Consider the following 21655-nt stretch of genomic DNA (forward strand, 5'->3'; position numbering starts at 1 on the left):
GCTCGTCGGCTTCATTTCCCCTTCGTTTGGCCTGTTCTTTCTTGAGAATCTCCAGTTCTGCCAGCTTGACGGAAAGCTCACGGATGCCGAGTTCCCGCTGAAGCTGCAGCAGTTCCGCCGCTTCTGCCGACTGGTACCAGGCCGCCTCCGCGAGCAGCGCCCGGTGTTCGGTTTCTGCCCGTTGATGACGCGCACGGAGAAAGATCAGGCGCGCCTGCAGCAGTTCTCGCGGATCGTTGGACGTGTCGAGTGATTTGATTTCTTCGTCGATCTCTCGAAACCGGTCCTCGACTGCGGCGATCTCGTTGACCAGTTCTTCCGGGCGGACGCGACGCCGCTTCGATTCCGCTTCGAGTCGGGCGACCCGCTCACGCAATCCTTCGCTGGTATCGTCAAGTTGTTTCGTCCGTTGTTCGACCATCTTGTCGAGCACGGCCAGATCATCAACGTCGGCGATCTCGGGATCAGGTCCCTTGGGGAGATCAGCCAGTCGCTCGGCCGTCAGGCGCGCCTGTTCGCCGACCTGTCGCAGACTCTGTTCGTAATCTTTCGCCTTCTGACTATTCTCTTGAGCGATCTCGAGTCTCTCGGCAGCTTCTTTCAGATATTCGAGGGTTTTCTGCTGAGTGGCATCGGCAGGGTTCAGATTGGCTTCGATCTCCTTGATCCGCTTCTGGATATTGCTGATCGTCACCTTTTCCGCCTTGGGGGCGGTCTGAGCCATCGCGGCGGATCCGCACAGCAGGGTGCAGATACCCACGATCATCGAGATTCGCCAAGCCATGATTGCTTCCCTGCTCTTTCACAGACTTTTTGAAATTGAGCCTGTTCTTCAGCCCGCTTTCGGTGCGGTATGACGCCGGAGTGTCGGCATGGTTGTGACGCTCACTTCCCCGAGCGAATTTGGAGACAGAGCCACCGGCCCGCCTGCGATTCATTCTCTGAAAGCCTCAATCGCTATTGCTCACATCCATTCGGGGAGCACCGGAGTTTCATCACACACCACCTTGAGGACGATCGTTTTGGACTTCCCTGTTCGCGCGCATTCTCGCGCAGAGCGGATGTATGGCAGAAATTGCCGATTTGTGTCAACACGATTCGGCGGCCACGGCAAGGTGGATCAGGGTCAGATGGGAATGTGCCGATTCGTCGATTGATGTATCCGCAACACCGCGTCCCACTCTGGACACGTGCTCGATCGGGCGGCGTTCTTCTGTACACGGCAGCGTTCCAAAAGGCAGGAAAAATTACGCTTTTCGTGGATTTCATGGCCCGCAAGACATAACTTACATTCTGTTTATTGTTGTTCGCGACCGACATAAGTATTCCGCCCCGTGATCCGCTCGCCCCCCGCTGACCATAACGGGCGAGTTGTTCGACATGCAGGCGAGACCTAGAATCTGTCTTTGAGCGGCTGTTTACGCCTCTGCCCCTATCCGTCCCTCCGCCGTTCCCTGGAAAGATCCGCCATGCTGGCCCGTCGTGAAGTGTTTCCGCATGTCATCGAGATGAACTATCAGGCCCGACAACGATTGGGTTGCTGTGTCTACCTCGTCCATGACTCCGAAGAATGGATGCTGGTCGACATCGGTTTTGAAGATTCGACCGATGAAATCATTGATATGATTCGGCAGATGGATTTTGCCCTGGCAAAGTGCAAGTACCTCGTCGCGACACACGCGGACGTCGATCACATTCAGGGTTTGAAGCGAGCAAAGGAACTGCTTCCTCAAGCCATCATCGTCGGACACCCCGAATGTCAGCAGTTGCTTGCGTCGCAGGACCGCATCGTGACCTACGCCGAAATCGCCGCGCAAGGCATTTCGATCGATCTTCCCGAAATCAAGGTCGAACAGACAATCACTGAAGGAGATACCCTCAGCGTGGGTGCATTGACGCTGGATGTCTGGAATACTCCCGGACACACTCCCAGCCAGCTCGCATTCCGACTAGGCGATCTTTTACTGTCGGGGGACAATATCTACCGCGATGGTGGCGTCGGCAATATCGATGCCCATCACGGCTCGGACATCCCTGATTTCATCAAGTCGCTCGAACGAATTCGCGACTCTGACGTGAAATGGCTGCTCCCCAGTCACGGCCCCATCTTCCGCAAGGATAACGCACACATCCAGAAAACCATCGACCGACTCACGCAGTATCTGCATATGGCCGACTTCGGTACGTGCGCAATCGACTGGCCACTGCTGGATGAGTGGGAAGAAGAAATCATCCGGGGCTTTGATCCCGAGAAGGCCTGACGCGGGCTGTTCAACTTCTCGGCCGCTCCGCCGCTCGAACAGATTCCCCCTGCAGGCCAGACTGCAAGGCCCCCGATCTCGGGGTCACGGCAGTGCAATCCCCACGGGCTCCCTAAGGCGGCGGAAAGGGCGGACACATGACGTCACGCCGTCGCTTTACCTGAAGGATCGCCCCGCACCGTATGGCCTGCTCCACTGGTGTGCGCGCAGGCTCGGCCGGGATTCGCTGCGAGCGACGGGGGATGCCTCATCCCGCCGAAGGGGTGGCGTCCGTCCATGAGGCTTGAGGAAACCCCGATCCCCGTTCAACGCAGGGCCGGGAAACTGGCCGGCCAGTCAAACGCCAGGTCCAGAGCGGGGGCAGAGTGTGTGAGCGCACCCACGCTGATTCGTTCGACACCGGTACTCGCAATCTCGGCGACGGTCGCCAGTGTTACCCCGCCGGATGCCTCCAGTTTGACAGCCGGGGCCAGCGAATTACACAGCGCCACGGCCTCGCGCAAGGTCTCGACCGACATGTTGTCCAGCAGGACGATGTCAGGATTTCCCTTGAGTGCATCCTTGAGTTGCTCAAGTGAATCGACTTCCACTTCGATGGAGACTCCTTCGGGGGACTTCGAGCGGGCTGTCTGCACCGCAGAGGCAATGCTCGCCGACTCGGTCCATGCTGCGAGGTGGTTGTCCTTAATCAGCACCCCATCATACAGCCCCATCCGGTGGTTGGTTCCACCACCACAGCGAACGGCGTATTTCTCGAGGACTCGCCAGCCCGGAAGCGTTTTTCGGGTATCCAGAATCTGAGCCTGCGTCCCTTTGACGGCATCGACAAACTTCCGGGTCAACGTGGCGATACCGCTGAGGTGCGTCATAAAGTTGAGCATTGTTCGCTCACCAATCAGCAGCGTCGCAAGGGGACCGGTCACGCGAGCCACAATCGTCCCCGCCGAGAGCCGCGTCCCATCCGGCCAGAGTTCCTCCCACTGGACCGAGGCATCCAGCTTGGCAAAAACCATGCGACCCACGGTCGCCCCCGCCAGCACGCCCGGCTGCCGTGCCGCCACGAGGACTGTCGCGGTCTGGTCTTCGCTGATCAGTGCCTGACAGGTCAAATCACCGAGCGAGGAAAGGTCTTCCGAGAGCGCCATCTCAATGAGCTGTCGTGCGACCGCCTGTTCGCCACTGGCAAACGTTTCATGCATTATCTTTGTGCCGATCGTGTTTCCGCCCGTTTTGATCCGTATTTCGCCGCCATCTGCCAATGGAGCTTCGCGACCCCTGCCTTGCCCGCTTTTTCAGCCTTGATCGCCAGTTCCTGAAACCGGGCCGCCTTCGCAGCCTGATCCACAGAACGATCAGTCGCTGCCGAGGGCGGAACGTGGTCCGCGTCTCGGCGGGCTTTCAGGCGGGTCGCCAGGCTGGACGCGTGCGTCCCTGGTGAAATCGCTGTCTCGGGTGCGACGGGTGAAGAGGAATTGAGAATCGCTTCATCCATGGCCTGCAGGTCGTGGATGAAGACCCTAGCCGACATTGAGGTGGCCTGTCGCGAGAAGCCACGGGAGGTGACCGTCGGCAGGGGTCCGTTCTGGATCCGGCCGGATTGGGCCGAAGAAACCCCGCCCAGAAAAACTTCGCCGCGGTCAGGAACGGAAACGACGGTACCGACCCCCGTCTCGCTGACGACCGGCTGCTGCACGGCCAGTTGCGCAGAGGCGGTTCGAGCGACGAACAGTCCGATCGCCAGAAAACACCATAAACGCATGACTCGCCCTCCCGTTGCCAGTTTCCAGCAAAATTCTACAGCCATCGTTCCTTCGGTGACAATCCACATGCAGTAATCGACAGAAACGATTCTGCTTGCGAGCGGCCTCCTTAACGGAACCACCGGGGAACGCCGCGGCGCGGAACAGTCCCGCGTGCGGCTCCTGTGGACTGGAAAGGACGTGCCGAAGTCGGGGGCTTCATCCGCTCCTGAATCGGTGACGTCGCTCACGATTCCCGCCCTGTTTGGTTATCTTTACACCACGTTACCCAATCGAAGACAGCATTCGCCACTTCAACAAGGAATCCACCATGGCTGCGTTTCAATACTGCCTGAATGCCAGCACGATTCGACCGACACCGATTCTGGACAAGATTCGTATTGCCGGAGAGGTGGGCTACACTGCAATCGAACTCTGGCATGACGACATCGAGTCATACGTCGCGTCCGGCGGGAAACTGTCAGATATCAAAAAGGCACTCGCTGACCAGAATCTCGAACTTCCCACCACGATCTACCTGCGTGGCTGGTGTGATACGACTGGCGCAGAACACGCTGCGGGTCTCGACGAATGTAAAAAGCGTCTCGAGGATGCCGCCGCTCTCGGCGCGATCTATTCGATCGCCAGTCCGGCTGGCGGGCAAGTCGATGTCGCGCTCGCGGCGCGGAACTACGCCGAACTGCTCAACCTGGGCAAATCATTCGGCGTGAAGCCGGCCATGGAATATCTCGGCTTCGTCGAGCAGATCAATACGATCGAATCGGCTCTGGAGATCATGACGCTGTCGCAGCATCCAGACGCGACCATCATTGTCGATCCCTTCCATAATTTTCGCGGCGGGGGTGAATTCAGTTCTCTCAGTCTCCTGCGAGGTGATCAGATCGCGATCAGTCACTTCAACGACACCCCCGCCAGCCCACCTCGCGTCGAGCAGCATGACCATAGTCGAGTCCTGCCGGGCGAAGGCCATCTCGACCTCAAGCAGTGGCTCAGCCTGCTCAAGCAGCAAGGCTATTCCCGCTGGCTGTCGCTGGAACTCTTCCGGGAAGACCTCTGGGCCCGTGATCCGAAAGAAGTCGCGCGGATCGGTCTCGAATCGATGAAGGCCGTCGTGGAAGGTTGATCAAGGTTTGACGGAACCGGCATTCAACGCTGCTGTCACACACTCGAGCCACGGTTCACTTACGCGTCGAACCGTGGCTCGGTGGTAAGCGCACGGTGAAGTAGTCCCCCGGGGGACGAACCACAGAGCCACGGGCACACTGCACACAGCGCCATTTTTTGAATGAGAAATTGCCAGATCGTGTAAAGAAAGCTGCAGGGTGACAGGGATGTGGAAGAACCTATTCTGGATCAATTTGTGTATGTCATGTCTATTGCTCGGATGCGTAGTGGCCCCAAAGGCGAATCTTGGTAATTTTCCTGCTAAAGTGAAGGCTGAAATAACGCCCGGTACCAGCCTAAGCTCTGCAGAATCGCAATTGAAAATGTTCGGATGCAAACTAACCAGAACAACTAGAGAAAGAACAGTTGTAAAAGACAAAAGCGGCGATGAACCGATTACGATTGAACTATTCGGAGACCTGTATCGCACCTACTCCCGGCAAGACAGCGATGCAATCGTCAAGACGATTTCGATAGCAGTGTTAGTAGTTGATGAAAGCGACTGCGTTTCTCATATCTATGCATGGCAAGAGCATGTCGGGCCTTGACGTCTCGCGATGACCAAAGGGGGCACAGCGAATACTGTCCGGCGCGAATAGGCAGGCATGGACACTGCCTATTTCTATTTCGGCGGAGGGCACGAAGCCCAGTCCTACGCTTTCAACCAGAATGGCTCTGTACCCAATTTATCCTCTGAAGTCACCAGCAATATGTGGACGACGACGCTTAATGCGCAGTTCATTTGAGGCTTTGGGAAAGCGCCGACACAGGAACCACAGGGCCATGGGGACACTGCACACAAGGCCATTTTGGGGTGAGTGGCACGCATCCATCGCCACTCCTCAAGTCAATGACAACATCCGCAGATGGCGCAGATTCCAGGAACAGAAATTTCATCTGCGAAAATCCGCGAAATCTGCGGACCAAACTCTGGACACAGCATATTCTGTTGCGGCAATCTGCCTAGAACCTTACGGCCTAACTTAGCGCCATTCATCCATGTCCCCTCAACTTGGGCACACTGGAAAACGTGGCACCGGCTTCCAACCGGTGGGTGCTGGGGTAGATGGGAGTCGGATCGAGCAGCCAACGGTCAGCGGTTGGAAGCCACTGCCACGGAGATTGCGATTTGACGTGGTGCCCATCTGCGGGCAAGAAACAGGGAGAAGTCCAATCTCAACGCTTTTGTTGTTTCGTCATTACTTCCGAGTCGGCCGCGTGCGCGGTGAGCGCTCGGTGATGATTCCCGGCCTCAGCCTTTGGGAATGTAGCGTAATCGACGTCGGCGTCTGTCTCGATCAACGCCGGTGGTCCTGTGCCTGACTCTGTCAGACTTGAACGCGACGCGATTCAGCGCCGTGATGGCGAGAGCCAATAGGGGAAAACCTCAAGACGCTTCGGCAGGCACCTTCCCCCGCCCCGGCCAGCGGGGTGGGGCAACGACGAAGGAAAAGAAGACGAGCAAGCCAAACAGCGAGTAGACCGTCGTGAAGGCCCACTGCGGTGCTTCGTAGAACAGCCAGTTGTGGACAAGATTCGCAATAAAATCGCCCGAGTAGGTTTGTTCCCCGGCCAGCGACCTCAGTTTCTGCTCCCAGACTGTCAGCGGGCAGGGAATACCCGCCCAGGCTTCCGCCACCACGATCCCGATCATCGCGAGATGGCCACAGCGCCACCAGAAATTTCGTACCCATTGCTGCCCTCGCAAGATGCCGATCCAGGTCAGCGGCAACCCGAGTACGACAGTCAGCGCGTAGGCCATATGAAACAGCACAACAGCGTCAGCGGCGAATCGATACAAGAGTGACATAAGATTAAAGACGCGCGCCGATGTGACTTTATTCCCGACGACTATTCCCGGCGGTTCAAAACCCGGGGCCGCTTGGGCCAGTCTGGCCCCGCGCCGGCGCCCCGTGATTAAAGCACTTGTCCACCCCTTTCGAGGTTGTCGATTTGCTGGATCCGACGGCCCGATGCAAGCCGTTAGCGACCCACACTCTGTCCGACCGCTTTCTTCTTCAGGTCGGCGACGAAGCGGATGTTCTCTTCCCCCAGTGTCTCGGTCAGTTCCCGACGCATCTCACGGTTCACGCTGATCTTCTGCTCCAGCGGCTTGTGTGTCACGTAGCGGCAGCGACTTTTTCCTTCTTCCTTGGCGTCCACGACCAGCACAATTTCGGCTTTGCCGGGCGTCTTCTGGATGATATCACGAACCCGTTCGATGACGCGGAGATCGTGCAGCCCCTTCTGGAACTTGATCAGAACCTGCTTTGTGAATTCCTTCTCGACTTCTTCGAGTGTCCACATCGCATCCACGATCACGTTCGGTTCACGGCTGCGTTTGTCGACTTTCCCCCGCACGAACCGAACTTGCTCCTGTTCGACTTTTTCCCCCAGTCGGGCAAATTCTTCCGGCCACATAATGCACCGGACCACGCCGGTCGGATCTTCAAAATCGAAGTTCACATACTTGGTGTGACCGTTGCGACTCGGCTTCTTCGTCTGAGCCTTCTTGATTGCCGAAACCATCCCGCCGAGGATCACTTCTTCGTTCTCCCCCGCATCGATCAACTCTTTCACCTGATGAGTCGAGAACTGTTTGATCGTGAACGCCATCTCAGCCAGGGGATGTGATGTCAGGAAGAAACCGAGCGCCTCTTTCTCGAAGGCCAGCATCTCCCGTTTGGACCATTCCGGAACTTCCGGCATCGTCGAAGGTGCCGCACCGGGGGCCGTGACTTCTTCGTCGTCATCTCCGCCGAAGAGGTTTTTCTGTCCTCGCTGCTTGTCACGCTGAATGGCCGCAGCACCCTGGACCGCCCGTTCAATCACCGCAAACTGTTGTGCACGGTGTCCTCCCAGACAATCGAGCGCACCCGCTTTGACAAGAAGTTCCAGCACCCCCTTCGTCACCTGCTTGGAATCACAGCGTTCTGCGATCGAGAAGACGTCTTTGTAGGGGCCATTCTGATTCCGCTCGGCGATAATAGCACCGATCGCCCCTTCCCCGACCCCTTTGATCGCTCCCAGACCGAAGGTGAGCTTGTCCCCCAGCACCGAGAACTCAACGTCACCGACATTAATATCGGGGGGCAGGATGGTGATCCCCATGCGACGGCAGTCATCGACGTGTTCGACCAGCTTGTCGGTTTCGCCCAGTTCGCACGACAGCAGTGCGGCCATGAACTCCTGGGGATAATGTGCTTTCAGATAGGCCGTCTGATAAGCCACCGCCCCGTAGGCCGTACTGTGACTTTTGTTGAAACCGTAGCCGGCGAACTTTTCGATCATTTCGAACAGTTCAACGGCTTTATCTGAGGCCAGATTGTTTTGACTGGCCCCTTCCAGGAACTGGGCGCGATACTTGGCAATCGTTTCCAGCTTTTTCTTACTGATCGCCTTAATACACTGATACGACTGGGGTAGTTCGATGCCCCCCAGTCGGTTCAGGATCCGCATCACCTGCTCCTGGTAAACCATGACGCCATAGGTTTCATCCAGAATGGCGTCGATGATCGGATGCAGTCGAGGCAGTGGTTGCCGTTTGTGCTTGACCTCCACATACGTCATCACCATCCCCCCTTCCAGGGGACCGGGACGATACAGCGCCGAGGTCGCGATGATGTCGGCAAACTTATCCGGCTTCATCTTGGTGAGCAGGTCACGCATCCCGCCGGATTCGAGCTGGAAGATCCCTTTGGTTTCTCCCCGCTGCAGCAGGGCAAAGGTCGCCTTGTCATCCAGCGGCAGTTTCACCGGGTCGATCTCGACACCGCGGTGCTTTTTCACATTCTTCACCGCCTTGTCGAGAATGGTCAGGTTCCGCAGACCCAGGAAGTCCATCTTGAGCAGACCGGCCTTTTCGACGGTCGGACCTTCCCACTGCGTAATGACGTCGGTCTTGCCACTGATCGTTTGCAGAGGAATGTACTGGGAAATCGGCTGATCAGAGACCACGACCCCTGCCGCATGGGTTCCCGCACTGCGCGCCAGCCCTTCGATCTGCTTTGCCAGATCCAGTACTTCGCGAATCTTGGGATCGCTGTTGTATAGTTCCTTGAGCTCAGCACTTTCCGCGATGGCTTCATCGAGAGTGATGTTCAGCGTTTCCGGAACCATCTTCGCAATGACGTCAACATCCTTCGGGGGGATGGACAGAACGCGAGCGACGTCGCGGATCGCCGCCTTCGCCTTCAGCGTTCCGAAGGTTCCAATCTGCGAAACGTTGGCCGAACCATACTTTTGTTTGGTGTAGTCGATCACCAGCTGCCGACGATCGCGGCAGAAGTCGATATCGATATCGGGCGGTTCGGTTCGGCTGGGGTCCAGGAATCGTTCAAACAGCAAGTCGTACTCAAGCGGGCAGACGTGGCTCAATCTGAGCACATACGCCACCAGGGCTCCACACGCCGATCCACGGGCACTGCAGGGAATCCCCTGTTCCACGGCGAATCGCACGAAGTCCCAGACGATCAGGAAGTAGCTCGCATAGCCCATCTTCTCGATCACAGCCAACTCGAACTCGGCCCGCTCGCGATGGGCGTCCGTGATCCCATCTTTGCCGTATCGGAACTCCATCCCTTCGTAGACAAGTTCACGCAGGTATTCGATGTCGCGTTTGCCGCCGGGCGGCTGGAAGACCGGATAGTGACGCGACTTCAGGTCGAGCTGAATATCAATGCGATTGGCGATCTCCTGCGAGCGGGCGACCGCATCTTCGAACCCGGGAAACGCCGCGTACATTTCTTCCGGAGTACGGACGAACAACTGATCGGTGTCCATCTTCATCCGTGAGATGTCAGACCGTTCAACCTTCGTATTGACGCACAGCAGCACGTCGTGCATCGCAGCGTCAGACTGGTTCAGATAGTGAGCGTCGTTGGTCGCGACGAGGGGCAGCCCCATCCGGTTCGCGAGATCGACCGTCATATCCATACACTGTTTCTGAATGGCGAAGCCAGCGTTCTGGATCTCCATGTACAGCCGATCGCCAAAGACCTTGGAGTACCAGGCCGTCAATCGCTCTGCTTCCTCATCCTTGCCAGCCAGCAGCAATTGCGAAAGCTCACCCGCAGCGCAACCGGACAGCAGAATCAGTCCTTCGCTGTGCGCTTCGAGAATTTCCTTATCGATACGAGGGCGATGATAAAAGCCTTCGAGGAACGCCGCCGAAGAGAGCTTCACAAGGTTCTGAAACCCCACTGCGTTCATTGCCAGCAACGTCAAATGGTAACAGGCATCCTTGACCCCTCGCGCCCCCGATTTATCAAAGCGGGACCCCGGAGCGATGTACGCTTCCAGACCCAGGATCGGGTTGATACTGGCACCGCGGCACTCGTTGTAGAACTCCAGCGCCCCATACAGGTTTCCGTGGTCGGTGATCGCGAGCGCATTCATCCCCGCGTTCTTCACCTTTTTGACCACCTGATCAACACGATTCGCCCCATCCAGCAAGCTGTAGTGAGTATGGCAGTGCAGATGTGCGAACTGTAAAGACGGGGCAGGAGAAGCAAGGGCGGGCGAGGCGTCGGACATGAGGGGCTTTCATTCCGCAGAGCAGAAATCGGAATTGTTGTCGATCGACACCGGAGTCGTCTCCGGACTGTCGTGTCTAAAACTGTTGTCTCTAAAATCGAGAAGTCAGCAATTGTAACTTGAACCTGCTCAGGACAAAGCGAACGACTTTCGGGTCATTCCGGAAGAATTCTCTCCCCGGAAATTTTCTCGTCGGAGAAGTTGCGGGAAATCGACCGCTCGCGTCATCGCGCGTTTCTCAGCGACACTGAGGGGACGTTCTGCGGTGGCAGCAAATTCAGAGCGTTCCCTGACCTTGCCACACCCTCTCCGAAAATGCAAGCCGGCTCCGAAAATGCAAGCCGGCTGAATTTTCCCCGTTGCTCCTGCAGCAACGCACAGACGCCTGAACGTCGCCTCTGCCCCTCGGGACGACCGGGACCGGCGGCTCCCAACGAACTTCCTTGATGGAACGGGACGTCACCAACGGCTCTGCCCAAAACTGACAGTTCCTTCAAGTACTTGACTACTCTTGAGTTACCCCAAGGCACAGTCGATATGATGTAGACAGCCCCCCCCACAGGGTCCGCGGAACCTGGCCTCCGACCCCTTCTCCTCCAACCGTTTCGAGCATTCTTTTCCCCATTCACAAGAATTTTTGCGTGAGATTCCGGTTCTAGCGGACATTGTTTCTGTGGGAGGTTTTGTGAATCGGAACGAGGAATTTATCAAACTTCTCACGTCATCTCAGTCGGCGTTGTACGCCTGCATTCTTGCGCTGCTTCCCGACCGGGTCGCCGCTCAGGACATCCTGCAGGAGACGAATCTGACATTGTGGCGAAAGATAGACGAGTTTGAGATCGGCACGAACTTCATGGCATGGGCGACCCGCATTGCGAGATACCACATTCTGAACTACCGCCGCCGGCTCTCTCGTGATCGACGCGTATTCGATGAACCGCTTTTTGAGGACCTGTGTGAGATTCAATCCGATCGGTGCGACGATGCGAACGCGTACTCAGACGCGCTGCGGCGATGCCTGGCGCGGCTCCCTGCTGACCAGCGGGAACTTCTGATGAGCCGATACTCATCAGGGGGCTCCGTCAAGCAAATCGCCGAATCGCGTCAACAATCCGTGGGTGCCATCTCTCAGGCCCTTTATCGAATCCGGGAAACTTTGGTGAACTGCGTTTCTCAGCAGGTTCAGGGGAGAGAATCGTGACAGACTCCAATTCCACTCCGTTGCGTGAACTTCTGTCAAAATTGACAGACGAATCCCTGGCGGTCGACGAAGTCAAACAGCTCAACACGCTGCTGAGAAACGATCCGATCTCACAACAGCAGTACCTGGACCACATGCTCATTCATGGTCTGTTAGAACGGGAGTTCCAGCAGCCGGAAACAGGCTTGATTCAGTCGAGTGAGTTCCTCTCAGTCCCTGAGCCACTCCCGACAGCGACGGACGGGACAACGGTTGTACCGCCTGCCAGACAGGGACCGCGTTCACTCGGATGGCGACGTGTGGTGGAATTTGGAAAGCCGCTCTCACTTGCCGCCATGGTGCTGCTTGTCATCGGCTGGTCCTTCTGGCAGCCGTCCGCCAACATGGATTCGCACCAGTCCCTGCAGATGACCGACCCCGGGTTTGAGCAGGGTCTGGTCTCGGATATTCGTGTGCAGCCGAATATCTGGTATGGAGACGATGTTGACGTCGTCGAACGGCACTCGGACATCGTTCCCCTGGAGGGGAATCAGATGTTGCGCTTCGTAAAATCGACATCCGCACCCGAGCGCGGGTGTGAGATTTATCAGATCATTCCCCTCGACTCGCTCGATCTGAAAGGGGAGCCGCGACTGATTGAAGCCTCTGCATTCTTCAATGCCACCGACGACGATCTCGAAGAGAACAAGTTTGCTTTTGAAATCGCGCTGTTCGCTCTCGCTGCCGATCCCTCGCAGCATTCGCACACCTGGCCCATGCAAAAAGGAAATGCATTGATGTTCGGCGGTTCGCAGTTGCCAGCCGACACCGACTCGAAGTCCTGGCAGCAGTTGAAGACCCAGCTCTCATTACCACCAGAAACGCGGTATCTGGTGGTCCAGCTCGCGGTCATTTGTACGGACGAAGATGAAGAGCTGGGTGAGTTCCCCGGCCAGTTTGTGGATGATGTGAAGGTGAATCTTGTGAGTTTGCGATAGCGTGCGGGTCATTCCCCCCGCCAGGATGTTGGAGCCGTCTCAGCGTGTAGCACGGTGAAATTCAACCAGAGGTCGAATCAGAGATGAAGCCATTCGTGACAGGGATGGGACTGGGTGCAGCGCTGGTAGCGGTCGCCCTCGGTGTGGGGATCTCTTTGCATTATGTTCAGTTCTCCGCTGGTCAATCCCACAAGGCAGACCCCCACGGCCCGTCGGGTTCACCTCTCCCGACCTCGGAAGAATCCCCGCTGGTGACCAGAACCGGTACGGATGAACTGCACGTCCCTGCGGAAATCGCGAACAAAATGGGAATGGACACTGCCGTGGTCGCCGAGGCCGCAAGTCCCATCGCACTTCCCAGCTTTCAGGGGGTGCTGGCGCTCGACAATGACCATCTCTCACGCGTGCACGCCCGGTTTGGCGGCGAAGTCGTCGAGATTGGCAAATCGACCGATGGGTCTGACCCAACTTTGCGAGTGGGCGAACGAGTCCGCAAGGGTGATCTTCTGGCGGTCGTCTGGAGTACCGATCTGGGCCAGAAGAAAAGTGATCTGGTCGACTCGATGACCAAGCTTCGCGCGGAAGAAGAACTGAGGGACCGACTGAAAAAGCTGTTCGACACCGGTGCCGGTGCCGGACGGAATTACCGCGACGCGGAAAAAGATGTCCAGATTCGGCTGGTCGAAATCGCCAGTCTCGAACGTACGCTGCGAACCTGGCGCGTGACCGACGACGACTTCGCCGAGATTCGTGCAGAGACGAATCGAGTCGCCAAGGCGGACGAACTGCACGAGACGACCATGCCCGTTTCCGAAGCGCGAGAGTGGGCCCGAGTCGAAGTCCGTGCTCCGATCAGCGGCGTCATTCTTGAAAAGAACGCGGTCGTCGGGGATATCGTGGGAACCGACACGGACCTGTTCAAGATCGGCGACATCTCGCACCTGGCCGTCTGGGTCCACGTTTACGAGGAAGACTTGCCCATCCTTGAAAAACTCCCCCGGCCGATCCAGTGGACGGTCGAACTCCCCTCTCAACCCGGCAAGGCGTTCGCGGGAACCCTCGAGAAAGTCGGAGCGGTCATCGACCCAACTCAGCATACGGCACTTGCCACGGGCCGCGTCGAAAACACAGATGGCAAACTGAAGATCGGTCAGTTCGTGACGGTGAAGATCCAGATGCCCGCCCCCGAACATGAACTCGAGCTTCCCTCCACATCGGTCGTCGAAAGTGGACGTGACAGCTTTGTCTTTGTACGCCAGGGAAACAACGACGAACTCTACGCGCGCAAGCCGGTCAAGGTTGTCCGCCGCTTCCGCGACAGGGTCTATATCGATCGGGATGAAAAAGGGATTCAGGATGGCGACATCGTCATCACCTCGGGTGCCCTGATGCTGCAGAACGTGATGGACCAGCTTCCCAACCCCGCCGAGATGCCGCCGCAAGGTCTGGTTATCGCTGCACCCGGGACGGTTCCGGACAGGAAGCTGCAGTAACCCGGAAACGAGTCCCTCATACGAGCCGATGAAAAACCGTTCATGATCCAGAAACTGCTTGATTGGTCCGTTGCCAATCCCCTGATTGTCATGATTCTGACTGCCGGACTGATCATCGGCGGGGGTTATGCATTTACGCACGTCAATGTCGAGGCATACCCGGACCCCACACCGGCCATCATTGACGTCGTCGCGCAATTTCCGGGTGCGGGTGCCGAACTGGTCGAACGACAGGTGACCATCCCGCTCGAAGTGGCCCTCGCCGGGATCCCCGGCTTGGAAACAACCCGCAGCCAGTCACAGTTCGGGCTTTGCTTCATCCGGAACCAGTTCCGCTTTGGTAAAGAATATCACGCTGCCCGACAGGATGTGTTGAACCGTCTCTCGACAGTCTCGCTGCCCGCAGGTGTCGAGGCCGGTATTTCGCCCGCGTCCGTGATCGGAGAAGTGCTGCGGTACACACTCCGGAGCCCCGCGGATCCGATTACAGGAGCCCCCGTCTACACGCTGAACGACCTGCAGGCACTCCAGGACTTTGTCGTTGAACGCGAATTGAAACGGGTTCCCGGTGTCGCTGGGGTCAGCGGTGTCGGCGGCAGTGTGAAGCGTTACGAGGTCCAGCCCGACCCTCAGCGATTGCGACAATACGGGGTCACATTGGAGCAGATCCAGCACGCCCTGGAGCACGCCAACAGCTCAGGAAGCGGCGACAACGTCGTCATGGGCGAACAGACCAGCGTCGTAATGTCGATGGGCCTGCTGGGACAGGGACAGGATCCTCACCAGCGCGTCCTGGAACAGCCCGACCCGACAGTCGCCGCACGGGTTCTCGCCGCGGAAGCGGCACGCCGGTGCCTGGAACTGCGTCAGGTGGTGGTCAAGGCCGTCAACAATGTTCCGGTGCGTATCGATCAGTTGGTCGATGGCGGACCGCTGCTGAACTCGGATGGAACATCGCGCGTCGACGACCGGATGCTCGCCTCGCGCGGTGTTGTCGTATCACACGTGACGCGACTCGGACAGGCTTCGATTAGCTATCCCAAAGTTCACCCCGATGGAAGCCGGGTGGTCAATCAGGACGGGACGCTCGCCTGGCAGGACGAAGACGACGTCATTCAGGGGATCGTCCTGCTGACCAAAGGGGAAGAATCCCTCCCCGCACTGAAACGGGTCTTCGCCAGAATCGATGCGCTGCATGAATCAGGCAAGCTGCTGCCGGGCGTCAGGATCGATACGTACTACGACCGCACCACACTCATCGACCGCACGACAAAAACCGTGAATGAGAATCTGCTGGTCGGAATGGCGCTCGTCACGACGATCCTGCTGATGTTTCTTGGGAATGTCCGCGCGGCACTGATCGCCGCGATTAACATCCCTCTGGCTTTGCTGTTCGCCTTCAGCGTCCTGTTCATGCGAGGAAAATCGGCGAACCTCCTCTCGATCGGGGCCGTCGACTTCGGCATCATCGTTGATTCGACGGTGATCATCGTCGAGAGCATCTATCGCCAGCTGTCGCGTGGCGAACATGTGGACCTTCCCCTGGCTCGGCGGATCAGCATGGCAGCGGGAGCCGTCCAGCGCAGCCTGGTCTATGCGACGGCCGTCATGGTCTGTGCCCTGCTCCCCCTGTTTGCAATGACGGGTCCCGAGGGCCAGATTTTTGGTCCCATGGCCGACACCTACGCATTCTCACTCGCCGGAGCCCTGGTGCTGGCGATTACGGTTTCTCCCGTGCTCTGCCTGTTGCTGCTGCGGAACGTGCGTCCCAAACCCGAGAACCGCCTCGCACGTGGACTGCAGTGGCTCTATACGATCCAGCTTCAGGCAGCCCTGAAGTTCCGGTGGCTGGTGCTGGGCGGATTTCTCGCCGCGGCGGGACTGACGGGGATCGTCGCCGCCCAGATGGGACGGGAATTCATGCCCGAACTGGAAGAAGGAAGCATCCTGATTCGAGGAGTCTTCCCGATTAACATTTCCTTTGATGAAGTCGTTTCCCGCAGCCGCAAGGCACGCCAGCTGCTCCAGCACTTTTCCGAAGTGAGCGTCGTACCGACCACGATCGGTCGACCGAACGACGGGATGGATACTGGGGGATACTACCTGCTTCAGGCGAACCTCCCTTTGCGGTCCCAGCATGACTGGCCCATCGACCCCGCTCGCGGACGGCACCGCACCAAACCCGAACTGATCGCCGACATGAAGCAGACACTGGAACAGCACTTCCCCGGTGTCGAGTGGGATTTCTCGCAAATCATCCGTGACAACGTGCTGGAAGCACTCTCGGGAGTCAAAGGGGCAAACTCCATCAAGATCTTCGGTCCCGACCTGGCTTTGCTCGAAGAAACCGCAATGAAGGTCCGGGACAAACTGAATACGGTCCCCGGAGTCGTCAATGCGGGGATCTTCCGAAATCAGGGGCAGTCCAATCTGGAACTGCCCGTTGATCGCCAGAAATGTGCCCGCTGGAATGTCTCTGCCGCCGATGTGCAGGCGGTCATTCAGTCTGCCGTCGGTGGACGGAAGGTAACGGAAATGATCGAAGGGGAAAAAACCTTCGATGTGACAATTCGCTGGCCCGAACAACTCCGTGCGGACGAACAGGCCATTCTGAATATCCCGGTCCCGGTCGGCAACAACATTACCCAGGACCTGCAAATCGCACTTGCCAAGACCCCCGTCAGTGGCGGCGCGGTCGGCCTGACGGCCATCGGAACGACCATGCCCTTCCCTTCGGCCACCGGCAGCAGCTTTAACGCGGCCTCGGTCGCGGTGGGTGTTCCTACCCGAAGACTCGGAGATCTGGTCACCCCGCGGGATGCTGAAGGAAATCTCGATCCCTCCGGCACCTTTCTGCGGCCCGGCGCTTCAACCATTTACCGCGAACAGGGCGAACGCCTGATCGCCATTAAGTTCGACGTGGTCGGAAGAGACCTCGCCAGTGCCGTCGCCGAAGCCCGTCGAGTGGTTGAACCGACAATCCAGCGTCCCTACCGTGCAGAGTGGAGCGGCGAATTCCAGCAGATGGAAGCAGCCGAACAGCGCATGCTTCAAATGTTCGCCTTGTCCATGACTCTGATCTGCATCATGCTGTATCTCGCCTTCCGATCGTTCCTCGACGCTGCCGTCGTGCTGGCGAACGTGCTGGCGATGGGAGTGGGAGGGGTCTGGGCACTGAAAGTCGCGGGGCTCTATTTCAACATCTCTGCAGCGGTTGGCTTTATCTCGATTCTCGGGGTGGCGGTCATGAACGGCCTGCTGCTGATTTCCACCTTCAACGGGATGCGGTCCCACGGCGTCGAACTGCGTGAGGCGCTCTTGAAAGGGACAGGGCAACTCGTCCGCCCGATTCTCATGACGGCACTGGCCGCCATGCTGGGGTTGCTCCCTGCGGCAATCTCGACCGAAATGGGGTCAGAATGCCAGAAGCCGCTTGCGGTTGTCGTGGTGGGGGGAATGCTGTGTACGATCCTGTGCCTCAACCTCGTCCCGGTCCTCTACAGCTTCTACGGAAATCGAACTCCCCCTGAAGGAGCCGCCGCCGTCGCTCACTAGCGACGGACGATCGAACGCGGGTTCGTCGACCGAAGGAAGGGGGGCGCCCTGCCATGGTCGCCCCACGCCAACTGCATGCCTCCCGAGGACATCTATTCGCCACAATTCCCTATGCAGCAATAGCTTAATGAACCCCTCAGCAGAACGCCGATAATATCGACAAGGGATTATTTTTTTGAATGCAGGCTGGTTTTCCGCTGCCTCACCCCGGAAGTGACTCTCACCCGAACTGCAATCAGCCGAACCGTTTGATGCAGATCCCAGCGCAGTCAAAGTCAAGGAATGACGCGATGCCAAGCCACTTGAACTCATTGACTCGCCTGCCCCTCTTCATCGCCTCGGCCTGCCTCATCGGCTGCCAGAGCGCCCAGAAACCCACGCGACTCGACTACGGAGTGTCGCGAGACAAACAACGGGGACGCGTCGAGCAATCGTTCGCCGCGACCCCTCCCGGGAAATCAGGCTCCTCAGCCCGTTCGGCAGAATCGGCTGATCGAACGGGCGCTCCCGGGGAGTCTTCGTTGTCCGAGATGGAAGGGGAGTTGTCGTCGGCAGAGGTGAAACCGGTCTCGTGGGAAGAACCTCCCACCCCCCTCTCCGACAACGACAGGACGAGTCTCGCAGCGGACATTGCTGCCACCACCGGACAGCCCCTGACGCTGGATGAACTGCAGCAACTGGCACTCGCGGGTAACCCGACATTGCGTCAGGCCGGTTCCATGCTGCAGCAGGCCGAAGGAAACTGGTTACAGGTCGGTCTCTATCCCAACCCGGTCGCCGGGTATGACGGCACCGGGAATAACGGGCCGTTTGACCAGCAGGGTGCTTTCCTCTCACAGAACATTGTCACCGCCAACAAGCTGCAACTGAATCGCGCCGTGGCGGCTCACGATATGGAACGAGCTCGTTGGGACGTCGAAACTCAGACGCTGCGCGTGATCAACGAAATTCAGATCCGGTACGTTGCCGCGCTGGCCGCTCAGAAGCAGGTGGCGGTCGCCGAGGAACTGCTGCGGGTCGCCGAAGAGGGGATTCGGATCTCGGAACAGTTGCGTGAAGGTGAAGCCGTTTCCCGGGCCGACGTGCTTCAGGCACGTCTGCAGTACAGCCAGACCCAGATCCTGCTTCAGAATGCCCATTATCATGCGGCAGCAACCTGGAAACAGTTGGGTAACGTCATCGGCTGGCCCGACCTGCCACAGCGTCCTCTTGAGGGAAATCTGACCGACGAGGTCCCTGAACTCGATTGGGAGACTGCCTGGTCGCAAACCCTCTGCAACAGCCCGCAACTCCACGCGGCTCAATCCCGCATGGCGGCCGCCGTGGTGCAGGTGCAGCGTGAAAAGGTGCAGATGATTCCCGACCTGCGTGTTTCAGGAAACGCCTGGTACGACACGATCAGCCCTCCGACGCTCATGCTCGGCGTGAATGTCGGCGTCGCCGTCCCCATCTTCGACCGGAACCAGGGAAACATCAACGCCGCCGTAGGCCAACTGAACGCTGCCCGGGCCGAAGTCACACGGCTGGAACTGGTCTTGCGTGATCGACTGGCCCAAGCCTTCGCCCGCTACGAATCAGCCCGCAACCAGGTGCACACGTACAAAGAAACGATTCTTCCTACCGCCGAAGAGAACCTGTCACTCACCGTCAAAAACTATGAGGAAGGTGAGTTCGACTTCCTTCGCGTGCTGACCGCCCGACGCTATCTGTTCGATGCCAACGTCAACTACGTCTCTGCCCTGTCAGAAATGAAAACCTCGGCCATCGAAATTCAGGGGATGCTGCTGACCGGCGGACTCGATCCCCTCGAATCCGACCCCACCCCGGCCAATCAGGCCGGCCAGACCGGCGGACCCGGAAACTGACGAGATCGTGGGGGAAGCCTGAGCGGGCTCCAACACCGGGAACCGGCAACGCGCCACACCGCGGCTGAATGGACGCTTCCTGCATCCGAAACACGGACCAGGTCACCCGAAAACGAATCCAGTTCGGTCACCTTATCCTGTTGACGCACTCTCAAAAACCAAACGGGCGATGAGTCCAGGGGATTCATCGCCCGTTCGCAGGCAATTCGTGCGGTGATCCGTTTTCACGGACAGAGGAACCGCGGCAGCATCGCCACACTTTCGTGTGGACGGTCAATCCTCAGTGCTGGAACAGGAATTCCTTCGAGTTCAAAATGGCCCAACCGACGTCTTCAAACGCCTGACGCCGATCCTGCTGGCCAGCGATGTGCTGCTTGGAGGCGGCCATTTCTTCCGGGGAAGGAACTCGGGCCAGAGCAGCCAGATACAGCGAGGTGATGATCTCTTCTTCCGACTTGTTCTCTTTCAGCATCGTTGCGATGCGACCATTGTCGGCCCGCAGCTTGTTGTGAACAACCGGTCCGTTGATCATCTGCAAGGCCTGGGACAGGTTGGATTCGCTCGACCGCTCACACTGGCAAGCCATTTCCCGTTGTGGCTGACCGAACACCTTCAGGAAGTAGTGATCGGTCGGGGGATCGGCCAGTTCGCACGCCCGGGTTCCGAGTGGCATTCCTGGGAACTGTTCGGGGACGCTGGTCACAGCACAGATCCCGTCGAGCAACTGTTCTGCCGACAGCAACCGCGTATTCGCGTGTGAGCAGTAGATCTCGTCGTCTTTATTGAACTGGTTCTTACGTGAGCTGAGCTGATAAGTCCGGCTGTTGCAGATCGTGCGAATGGCCCACTTCTGGCTGAAGTTGTTGGCCGCGAACTGCGTCGACAATTCCTCCAGCAGACGTGCGTTCGACGGTGGGTTCGAATCACGGAAGTCATCGATTGGATCGACAATACCCCGGCCCAGCAGGTGACCCCAGATTCGGTTCGAAACGCTCTTGGCGAAGAAGGGATTTTCCGGTGCCGTCAACCACTCGGCGAAGACCACCCGGCGATCCTGATCCGCAGGAACGTCGACGTCCCCTTTCAGCAGCAGGTGCACCTTCATCTGCTTGTTCGTGCGTGGCTGGGTCACTTCCCCGCCATTCTGCGAGAAGATGACTTCTTCTTCGGTATCAACCGAGTTCTTGCGGCCCACACGAACGAACGCGGCGGCAATCCCGTAGTAGTTATCCTGTGTCCATCGTTCGAATGGATGGTTGTGACATTTCGCACACTGAATTCGCACGCCCAAGAAGAGCTGAGCGGTTGTTTCCGTGGCGTCCTGAGGATCACGGCTGGCACGCCAGAAGTTGGCCGGAGGATTTTCGAAGACACTGCCGTTGGCCGTCAGCAGTTCGCGAGCGAACTGATCGAGCGGCTTATCGTTGAGCATCGCTTCGTAGATCCACTGACGGAATTTATGGACGCCGGCGACCTTCAGCTTTTTGCTGTTGGAGCGAAGCACATCTCCCCACTTCAAGGCCCAGAACGAGGCGTATTCGGGACTGTCGAGCAATTGATCGACCAGAATGGTCCGCTTCGAAGGGCTGGTCTCGGCAAGGAAGGCTTTCGCTTCTTCCGCAGTCGGCAGACGACCGGTCAGATCGAGTGTCACGCGACGCAGAAATTCGTCATCGGTGCAAAGCTCGGATGGCAGAATCTGAAGCTGCTTCAGTTTCTCGAAAACCGCTGTATCGACGAAGTTGTTTTCGGGGGGATTGTTCCAGACAAAGCCGGGAACGTCTTCCAGGAACGTCATGTACGTCGTGGACATCTTATCGAGATAGCGAGCCAGGACGGCGGTT

15 protein-coding genes are annotated in these 21655 nt (G+C 58.0%); 9 read left to right on the forward strand and 6 right to left on the reverse strand.

Translation table 11 applies throughout. The features are described 5' to 3' along the window. A partial coding sequence (locus tag VGE80_RS05925; RefSeq protein ID WP_440592008.1) for a hypothetical protein occupies positions 1 to 784 on the reverse strand: 784 nt, incomplete at its 3' end. A 685-nt stretch (positions 785 to 1469) separates the two neighbouring features. Here VGE80_RS05925 and VGE80_RS05930 point away from each other — a divergent pair. Further along, positions 1470 to 2261 carry an MBL fold metallo-hydrolase gene (locus VGE80_RS05930; protein ID WP_440592009.1) on the forward strand — a complete coding sequence of 264 codons (792 nt, stop codon included), beginning with the start codon at positions 1470 to 1472 and terminating at the stop codon, positions 2259 to 2261. Positions 2262 to 2566: 305 nt separating this feature from the next. Here VGE80_RS05930 and nadC read toward each other — a convergent pair whose 3' ends face one another. Together nadC and VGE80_RS05940 are read right to left on the reverse strand one after the other, a co-directional pair. Continuing rightward, positions 2567 to 3460: a carboxylating nicotinate-nucleotide diphosphorylase gene (gene nadC, locus VGE80_RS05935; RefSeq protein ID WP_440592010.1), complete on the reverse strand. Its 894-nt coding sequence runs from the start codon at positions 3458 to 3460 to the stop codon at positions 2567 to 2569. After that, positions 3460 to 4065, reverse strand: a complete 606-nt coding sequence (locus VGE80_RS05940; protein WP_440592011.1) for a hypothetical protein — start codon at positions 4063 to 4065, stop codon at positions 3460 to 3462. Before VGE80_RS05940 ends, nadC begins: the two co-directional genes overlap by 1 nt. 266 nt (positions 4066 to 4331) lie before the next feature. On the opposite strand from VGE80_RS05940, the gene VGE80_RS05945 reads away from it, so the two are divergent. The 3 genes from VGE80_RS05945 (at position 4332) to VGE80_RS05955 (ending at position 5931) form a co-directional block, all read left to right on the forward strand. Further along, complete coding sequence (locus VGE80_RS05945) at positions 4332 to 5144, forward strand: sugar phosphate isomerase/epimerase family protein (RefSeq protein WP_440592012.1); 813 nt, start codon at positions 4332 to 4334, stop codon at positions 5142 to 5144. A gap of 268 nt (positions 5145 to 5412) precedes the next feature. Then, a complete protein-coding gene (locus tag VGE80_RS05950) occupies positions 5413 to 5733 on the forward strand; it encodes a hypothetical protein (protein ID WP_440592013.1) in 321 nt (106 codons plus the stop codon). Positions 5734 to 5790: 57 nt separating this feature from the next. Beyond that, entirely contained in the window at positions 5791 to 5931 is a 141-nt protein-coding gene (locus VGE80_RS05955; protein WP_440592014.1) for a hypothetical protein, read from the forward strand. Positions 5932 to 6572: 641 nt separating this feature from the next. On the opposite strand, the gene VGE80_RS05960 is transcribed toward VGE80_RS05955, so the two are convergent. Together VGE80_RS05960 and dnaE are read right to left on the reverse strand one after the other, a co-directional pair. Next, the gene (locus VGE80_RS05960) at positions 6573 to 6995 is read right to left on the reverse strand and encodes a DUF2784 domain-containing protein (protein WP_440592015.1); all 423 of its coding nucleotides are present in this window, start codon (positions 6993 to 6995) and stop codon (positions 6573 to 6575) included. Between the two features lie 173 nt (positions 6996 to 7168). Beyond that, complete coding sequence (dnaE, locus tag VGE80_RS05965; RefSeq protein ID WP_397568319.1) at positions 7169 to 10720, reverse strand: DNA polymerase III subunit alpha; 3552 nt, start codon at positions 10718 to 10720, stop codon at positions 7169 to 7171. A gap of 685 nt (positions 10721 to 11405) precedes the next feature. Here dnaE and VGE80_RS05970 point away from each other — a divergent pair. The 5 genes from VGE80_RS05970 (at position 11406) to VGE80_RS05990 (ending at position 19811) form a co-directional block, all read left to right on the forward strand. Further along, entirely contained in the window at positions 11406 to 11921 is a 516-nt protein-coding gene (locus VGE80_RS05970) for a sigma-70 family RNA polymerase sigma factor (protein ID WP_440592016.1), read from the forward strand. Beyond that, positions 11918 to 12898, forward strand: a complete 981-nt coding sequence (locus VGE80_RS05975; protein WP_440592017.1) for a hypothetical protein — start codon at positions 11918 to 11920, stop codon at positions 12896 to 12898. The genes VGE80_RS05970 and VGE80_RS05975 overlap by 4 nt, the downstream gene beginning before the upstream one ends. An 83-nt stretch (positions 12899 to 12981) precedes the next feature. Beyond that, the gene (locus VGE80_RS05980; RefSeq protein WP_440592018.1) at positions 12982 to 14391 is read left to right on the forward strand and encodes an efflux RND transporter periplasmic adaptor subunit; all 1410 of its coding nucleotides are present in this window, start codon (positions 12982 to 12984) and stop codon (positions 14389 to 14391) included. A 42-nt stretch (positions 14392 to 14433) separates the two neighbouring features. Beyond that, positions 14434 to 17946, forward strand: coding sequence for an efflux RND transporter permease subunit (locus tag VGE80_RS05985; RefSeq protein WP_440592019.1), 3513 nt, complete (start codon positions 14434 to 14436; stop codon positions 17944 to 17946). Between the two features lie 290 nt (positions 17947 to 18236). Then, on the forward strand, positions 18237 to 19811 hold the full coding sequence (locus tag VGE80_RS05990) for a TolC family protein (RefSeq protein ID WP_440592020.1): 1575 nt from the start codon (positions 18237 to 18239) through the stop codon (positions 19809 to 19811). Positions 19812 to 20091: 280 nt separating this feature from the next. Here the strand turns inward: VGE80_RS05990 and VGE80_RS05995 are convergent. Beyond that, the coding region (locus VGE80_RS05995) for a DUF1549 and DUF1553 domain-containing protein (RefSeq protein WP_440592021.1) at positions 20092 to 21655 on the reverse strand (1564 nt) is incomplete at its 5' end.

The organism is Schlesneria sp. (genome assembly GCF_036405755.1).
GTDB lineage: Bacteria > Planctomycetota > Planctomycetia > Planctomycetales > Planctomycetaceae > Schlesneria > Schlesneria sphaerica.